The sequence below is a fragment of the Streptomyces sp. SID14436 genome (assembly GCF_010548465.1).
Classification (GTDB): Bacteria; Actinomycetota; Actinomycetes; order Streptomycetales; family Streptomycetaceae; genus Streptomyces.
Genome location: NZ_JAAGMD010000684.1, coordinates 1 through 6,985, shown reverse-complemented (window position 1 = coordinate 6,985; position 6,985 = coordinate 1). Strand labels below are relative to the sequence as shown.

The window sequence follows — 6,985 nt, the reverse complement described above, 5'->3', positions numbered from 1 at the left end:
TGCGGGTAGCCGTAGCCGGGCTCGGGGGCCTTGGTGAGGTCCGGTCCGGCCGGGGCCGCGGGCGGCTGCGCCGGCGGGGTGGCCGGCTGCTCCGGCTGCGGGGGCTGCTGCTGGGCCGCGGACGGGTCCGGCTGCTGCCCGGGGTCATGCGGCGGGCCGAATCCCGGCTGCTGCGGGGGCTGGTTGGGCGGCGGGGGCGGCTGGGTCATGACGGGAACACCTCGGTGAAGGGGACGGGCGACGGGGAAGTGACCGGACGGAGCGAGGGCGCCGGCCGTCCGGGGCCGGCGCTCCTCACCGCTGTCACGCGCCTCACTTGCCGTAGGCGAGCATCAACTTCTCCTTCGATTCGTCATTGCCGGACAGCCGGGTGGCCGAGATGAAGAAGCGTCCGTCGGCCCAGTCGACGGTCTTGTTGAAGAAGCCGTTCTCGATCCGGGCGACGCCCTGCGGGTTCTGCATCAGCTTGACCGGCTTGTGGCTGCTGCCGGTGAGGGGGATGGACACGACCTGCCCGCCCGCGTCGTACGACGGGTCCACGTAGGCGATGAGCTTGCCGCCCTCGACCTTGATGGGCCGCATCGACTCGTCCGCGGGGGACTTCACGCGCCACTTCTCCTTGCCGTCGGCCAGGTTGACGGCGACGATCTCGTTGGCCCCGGTCCGGGCCTCGGTGGGCAGGTACAGCGTGTCGCTGTCGGCGGCGACGCCCTCGCAGCCCTGGAGGTTGCGGGCGAGGATGGCCCAGCCGCACTGGGGGGCGAAGTCCTCGTCGAAGCCGACCTGGGAGCGGAACTTGCCGGTCGACGTGAAGGTGGAGATGTTCCACGCCTTCTTGTCGTCGTTGGTGCTGTAGATGACCACCGGGTCGACGGAGTAGGCGCGGGAGATGCGCCAGCCCTTGTCGAACTTCTGGGTCCACTTCACCTTGCCGGTCTTCGGGTCCAGCTCGCGCAGCTCGTCGTGGGCGTTGTCGCCGCCCGCGCCGCACGAGGCGACCTGGAGCAGCTTCTTGCCGCCCGCGAAGGCCGTCGGGAAGCAGGCGTCGCCGTACTTCTTGGTGTCGAACAGCTTCTTGCCGCTGGTCACGTCGTAGGCCGTGCCCGACTGGGAGCGGCCCACCATCAGGGTGCTGCCCGCCAGGGACATCTCGATGGACGACACCGTGTCGAACAGGGCGCCGTCGGCGACCTCTTCGGACCAGCCCTTCTCGCCCGTGTTCAGGTCGATCTGCTGCATCTGGTTGCACTTGGCGCGGCTGCTGCTGCCGTTCATGGTGGCGACGACGATCTTGTTGTCGGCCGTCGCCTCCTGGGTGACCGCGCAGATCTTCTCGGGGAAGGTCAGCGCCTCCCAGGCGGGGCGGCCGTCGGAGACGTTGTACGCGAACAGCTGCTTGTAGGCGGCCTTGACCGCGGTGTCCCCGGTGATCCACATGCCGGGGGCCTCGGCGCCGGAACCGGGCGCGTCGGGCGCCTCCTTGTACCAGAGCACCTTGGACTCGCCCGCCTGGCGGCCCTCGTTGAGGTCCTCGGGGTCGGAGTCGCCGTCGCCGCTGCCGTCCCCGGGGTTGATCGGGTCGTCGGAGGCGCTCGGCTTGGGGTCGTCGGAAGTCCGGGCGACGGGCTTCTTGTCCTTCTTGCCGTCGTCGTCACCGCCGACGAGCGCCCAGGTGGTGCCTCCGGCGACGAGCAGCGCCGCCACGGCGGCACCGATGATCATGGCCGGCTTCCCCTTGAACGGGTTGCGGGAACCGCCGCCGGGCGGGGTTCCGGGCGCGCCGGGGAACTGCGGCTGCGGGTAGCCGTATCCGGGCTGCCCGTAGGGGCCGGGCTGCTGCGGCTGGCCGTACGGACCGGACTGGTACGGCCCGGCGGTGTAGGGGCCGGGCTGCTGTCCGGGCTGCTGCGGGTAGCCGTACCCGGGCTGCGGCGCACCGGACGGCGGGCCCTGCGGAGGCGGCGGGACCGGGGGCTGCCCCTGCGGGGGCGGCGGCGTCCCGGGAGGTCCGAAGCCGCCGGACTGCGGATCCTGCGGCGCTCCGAAGCCGCCCTGAGGCGGCTGGTTGGGCGGCTGAGTCATCAGCGCGTTCCCCCTTACTCACTGATTTTTAGCCACGCCCTGAGGTAGCGATGAACCCAGAGTCGTATTCAGACGTTTCTCATACGGACGGGCCCTTTCTATCACCCGGCACCGACACGCCACCGGGCCCCGTCCGCCCCTGTTCCCGAGGGAGGACGGGCCCGTGATACCCCCGTTACGCGCCTTCACCAGCCCTTCACGACGTGCGCGCCCCCTGCACGCGCCGGGGGCGCGCCGCTCAGGCGTCCTCCGCGAGTTCCAGCCAGCGCAGCTCCAGCTCCTCCCGCTCCCCCGTGAGTTCCCGCAGCTCGGCGTCGAGTTCGGCGACCTTGGCGAAGTCGGTGGCGTGCTCGGCGATGGCGGCGTGCAGCGCGCTCTCCTTCTCGGACACCTTGTCCAGCCGGCGCTCGATCCGCTGCAGTTCCTTCTTCGCGGCCCGCTGGTCGGCGGCGCTGCGCTCGGGCTGCCCCGTGGTCTGCGTCACGGCGGCCGGCACGGCCGACGCCGCGGCGGCGGCCTCCTCCATGCGCTTGCGGCGTTCCAGGTACTCGTCGATGCCGCGCGGCAGCATCCGCAGGGTGCCGTCGCCGAGGAGGGCGAAGACGCGGTCGGTGGTGCGCTCGATGAAGAAACGGTCGTGGGAGATGACGATCATCGAGCCGGGCCAGCCGTCGAGGAGGTCCTCCAGCTGGGTGAGGGTCTCGATGTCGAGGTCGTTGGTGGGCTCGTCGAGGAAGAGGACGTTGGGCTCGTCCATGAGCAGCCGCAGCAGCTGGAGCCTGCGCCGCTCACCGCCGGACAGGTCCCCGACGGGCGTCCACTGCTTCTCCTTGCCGAAGCCGAACGTCTCGCACAGCTGCCCGGCGGTCATCTCGCGGCCCTTGCCGAGGTCGACGCGCTCGCGCACCTGCTGCACGGCCTGCAGGACCCGCCAGGTGGGGTCGAGTTCGGCGACCTCCTGGGAGAGGTAGGCCAGCTTCACGGTCTTGCCGACGCGGATGCTGCCGGCCGCGGGCTGCACCTGCCCCTCGCTGCGGGCGGCCTCGGTCAGCGCCCGCAGCAGGGACGTCTTGCCGGCGCCGTTGACACCGACCAGGCCGATGCGGTCGCCGGGGCCGAGCTGCCACGTGACGTGCTGGAGCAGCACCTTGGGTCCGGCCTGGACGGTGACGTCCTCCAGGTCGAAGACCGTCCTGCCCAGCCGTGAGGAGGCGAACTTCATCAGCTCGCTGGTGTCCCGGGGCGGCGGCACGTCCTTGATCAGCTCGTTGGCGGCCTCCACCCGGAAGCGCGGCTTCGACGTCCGCGCGGGGGCGCCGCGGCGCAGCCAGGCCAGCTCCTTGCGGACCAGGTTCTGCCGCTTGGCCTCCTCGGTGGCGGCGATGCGCTCGCGCTCGGCGCGGGCGAAGACGTAGTCGGAGTAGCCGCCCTCGTACTCGTACACGTCGCCGCGCTGCACGTCCCACATGCGGGTGCAGACCTGGTCGAGGAACCAGCGGTCGTGGGTGACGCAGACGAGTGCGGAGCGGCGGGCGCGCAGGTGCTCGGCGAGCCAGGCGATGCCCTCGACGTCGAGGTGGTTGGTGGGCTCGTCCAGGACGATCAGGTCCTGCTCCTCGATGAGCAGCTTGGCCAGCGCGATGCGGCGCCGCTCACCGCCGGACAGCGGTCCGATGACGGTGTCGAGCCCCTTGGGGAAGCCGGGCAGGTCCAGCCCGCCGAACAGGCCGGTCAGCACGTCCCGGACCTTGGCGTTGCCGGCCCACTCGTGGTCGGCCAGGTCCCCGATGACCTCGTGGCGGACGGTGGCGGCGGGGTCGAGGGAGTCGTACTGGGTGAGCACGCCGATGCGCAGCCCGCCGGAGTGCGTCACCCGGCCGGTGTCGGTGTCCTCCAGCTTGGCGAGCATCCGGATGAGGGTGGTCTTGCCGTCACCGTTGCGCCCGACGACCCCGATCCGGTCCCCTTCGGAGACGCCGAGCGACACCCCGTCGAGCAGGGCACGGGTGCCGTACACCTTGCTCACGTTCTCGACATTGACCAGGTTGACGGCCATTTCTCTCCTGCCCGGTGGATCGATCAGCTTTCCAGCGTAGGGCCTGGCGAAGGACGCTCCGCGCGCGAGGTGACCGTCACTCGATGTCATGACGTGATCGGAAAGAGGCGACTACCGTGGTCTCAGGCAGCAGGATCCCGTCCATGGGAGGAACCATGACCGCCGAGTCCGCACAGCACCGCTGCACCTGGCCGGTGCCGCCCGTGGACGGCTACACCGTGGACGACCTGTTCACCCTGCCGGATCTCCCGCCGCACACCGAGCTGATCGACGGGAGCCTTGTCTTCGTGAGTCCGCAGCGGGAGTTCCACAGCATCGTCATCGACCTGTTGGTCAACGGACTTCGTCAGACTGTGCCGCCCGGGCTCAGAATCAGGCGGGAGATGACCATCGTCCTCGACCGGCGCAACGGCCCGGAGCCCGATGTGAGCGTTGTCCGCACCGACGCGATCACCGGATCGGGCCAGACGCGCTACGCGGCGAAGGACGTGCTGCTCGCCGTCGAGGTCGTCTCGCCGGACTCCGAATCACGCGACCGCACCACCAAGCCGCAGAAGTACGCGGCTGCGGGCATCCCGAACTTCTGGCGCGTCGAGGAGAACGGTACGAGCGGCAGGCCCGTCATCCACGTCTACGAACTGGACCCGCTCACCCGGTCCTACGTGCACATGGGCATGCACCGTGACCGCATCAAGGTCGACAAGCCCTACTCCATCGACATCGACCTGACCGCCGTCGACGAGCTCTGAGCCGCTCCCCTCAGAGGACCGTCGCCCCGGGGACCGGCCCCGCCGCCGTGCGGACCGTGCGGCAGGTGTCCGAGGTGCGCAGGGCGGCGGCGATCGACTCCGCCGCGTCCGCGTCCCGCGCCAGGAACGCCGTCGTCGGGCCCGAGCCCGAGACCAGGCAGGCGAGTGCTCCCGCCGCGCGTCCCGCCGCCAGCGTGTCCGCCAGTTCCGGGAACAGCGACAGCGCGGCCGGCTGGAGGTCGTTGGAGACGGCGGCGGCGAGGGCGTCCGCGTCGCCCTTGGCGAGGGCGGCGAGCAGGTCCTGCGAGGCGGTGGGCGCGGGGATGTCCCGGCCCTCGGACAGCCGGTCGAACTCGCGGAACACCGCCGGGGTGGACAGCCCGCGCGGGGCCATCGCGAACACCCAGTGGAAGGTGCCGCCGACCTCCAGTTCCGTCAGCCGTTCGCCCCGCCCGGTCCCGAGGGCCGCGCCGCCGGCCAGGCTGAACGGCACGTCGCTGCCCAGGTCGGCGCACATGCCGAGGAGTTCCTCCCGCGAGGCGCCGGTGCCCCACAGCGCGTCGCAGGCCAGCAGGGCGCCCGCGCCGTCCGCGCTGCCGCCCGCCATGCCGCCGGCGACGGGGATGTCCTTGGCGATGTGCAGGTGCACATCGGCCGGGCGGCCGTAGCGTTCGGCGAGGGCGACGGCGGCCCGGGCGGCGAGGTTGGTGCCGTCCAGGGGGACCTGGCCGGCGTCCGCGCCCGCGCACGTCACCCGGGGGCCGCCGGGCGACGGGGTGGCGGTGACCTCGTCGTACAGGCCGACGGCGAGGAAGACGTTGGCCAGGTCGTGGAAGCCGTCGGGGCGGGCGGCGCCGACCGCGAGCTGGACATTGACCTTGGCGGGGACGCGGACCGTGACGCCGGTGCTCACGCGGCGGACTCCTTGCTCGGGGCGTGCTCGGCGATGCGCGCGAACTCCTCGACGGTCAGCGACTCCCCGCGCGCCTGCGGGGACACGCCGGCCGCGACCAGGGCGGCCTCGGCCGCCGCGGCCGAACCGGCCCACCCGGCGAGCGCGGCCCGCAGGGTCTTGCGGCGCTGCGCGAAGGCCGCGTCGACGACGGCGAAGACCTCACGCCGGGTGGCGGTGGTCCTCGGCGGCTCGGCCCGGCGGACGAGGGAGACCAGGCCGCTGTCGACGTTGGGGGCGGGCCAGAAGACGGTCCGGCCGATCGCGCCGGCCCGCTTGACCTCCGCGTACCAGTTGGCCTTCACCGAGGGCACGCCGTACACCTTCGAGCCGGGGGCGGCGGCGAGCCGGTCGGCGACCTCCGACTGGACCATGACCAGGGTGCGTTCGATGCTCGGGAACGTCTCCAGCATGTGCAGCAGCACCGGCACGGCCACGTTGTAGGGGAGGTTGGCCACCAGCGCGGTCGGCGGCGGGCCGGGCAGCCCGGTGACGTGCATCGCGTCGGAGTGGACCAGCGCGAACCGGTCGGCCCGCTCGGGCATGCGGGCCTCGACGGTGGCCGGCAGCGCGGCGGCCAGGACGTCGTCGATCTCGACGGCGGTGACCCGGTCGGCGGCCTCCAGCAGCGCCAGGGTGAGCGAGCCGAGCCCCGGGCCGACCTCGACGACCACGTCGTCGGGGCGTACCTCGGCGGTGCGGACGATACGGCGGACCGTGTTCGCGTCGATGACGAAGTTCTGGCCGCGCTGCTTGGTGGGCCGCACGCCGAGGGCGGCCGCGAGTTCGCGGACGTCGGCGGGGCCCAGGAGGGCGTCGGGGGTGGGGCTGGTCACGGGACAAGGGTACGGGGCGGGCGGACCGCCCGGTTCACCCCTCGGCCGGTCGCCGCGCGGCACCCGCCGGGCCGCCGCGGCCCGTCATCCGTGCAGCCTGCCGCCGCAGTGCGGCCAGGGGCTGGTGCCGCTGCGGGCGTAGAGCTGCTGCGCCCGGTACGTCTGCTCCTCGGCGGGGGCGTCCTGCGGGCGGCCCCGGCCGCCCAGGCTCTGCCAGGTGCGGGTGTCGAACTGGTACAGCCCGCCGTAGGTGCCGGAGGCGTCGACGGCGTCGGGCCGGCCGCCGGACTCGCAGGCCGCCAGCCGCTCC

General features: G+C 72.5%; 6 protein-coding genes and 1 pseudogene. 1 reads left to right on the top strand and 6 read right to left on the bottom strand.

What is annotated here, in order from left to right; translation table 11 throughout:
* From G3I53_RS24825 to G3I53_RS24815, 3 genes and pseudogenes are all read right to left on the bottom strand, one after another.
* Window positions 1-209 (bottom strand): annotated as a pseudogene (locus G3I53_RS24825) (hypothetical protein); the annotation flags it as partial.
* 103 nt (window positions 210-312) lie between these two features.
* Complete coding sequence (locus G3I53_RS24820) at window positions 313-2,082, bottom strand: PQQ-binding-like beta-propeller repeat protein (RefSeq protein WP_164335589.1); 1,770 nt, start codon at window positions 2,080-2,082, stop codon at window positions 313-315.
* A gap of 238 nt (window positions 2,083-2,320) precedes the next feature.
* Entirely contained in the window at window positions 2,321-4,138 is a 1,818-nt protein-coding gene (locus tag G3I53_RS24815) for an ABC-F family ATP-binding cassette domain-containing protein (RefSeq protein WP_164335588.1), read from the bottom strand.
* A gap of 143 nt (window positions 4,139-4,281) precedes the next feature.
* On the opposite strand from G3I53_RS24815, the gene G3I53_RS24810 reads away from it, so the two are divergent.
* Window positions 4,282-4,887 carry a Uma2 family endonuclease gene (locus tag G3I53_RS24810; protein WP_239064088.1) on the top strand — a complete coding sequence of 202 codons (606 nt, stop codon included), beginning with the start codon at window positions 4,282-4,284 and terminating at the stop codon, window positions 4,885-4,887.
* 10 nt (window positions 4,888-4,897) lie between these two features.
* Here G3I53_RS24810 and G3I53_RS24805 read toward each other — a convergent pair whose 3' ends face one another.
* From G3I53_RS24805 to G3I53_RS24795, 3 genes are all read right to left on the bottom strand, one after another.
* Complete coding sequence (locus G3I53_RS24805; RefSeq protein ID WP_164438787.1) at window positions 4,898-5,800, bottom strand: 4-(cytidine 5'-diphospho)-2-C-methyl-D-erythritol kinase; 903 nt, start codon at window positions 5,798-5,800, stop codon at window positions 4,898-4,900.
* Complete coding sequence (gene rsmA / locus G3I53_RS24800) at window positions 5,797-6,675, bottom strand: 16S rRNA (adenine(1518)-N(6)/adenine(1519)-N(6))-dimethyltransferase RsmA (RefSeq protein WP_164438786.1); 879 nt, start codon at window positions 6,673-6,675, stop codon at window positions 5,797-5,799. Before rsmA ends, G3I53_RS24805 begins: the two co-directional genes overlap by 4 nt.
* A gap of 84 nt (window positions 6,676-6,759) precedes the next feature.
* Window positions 6,760-6,985 (bottom strand): transglycosylase family protein (locus G3I53_RS24795; RefSeq protein ID WP_203591871.1); only part of this gene is annotated, 226 nt, incomplete at its 5' end.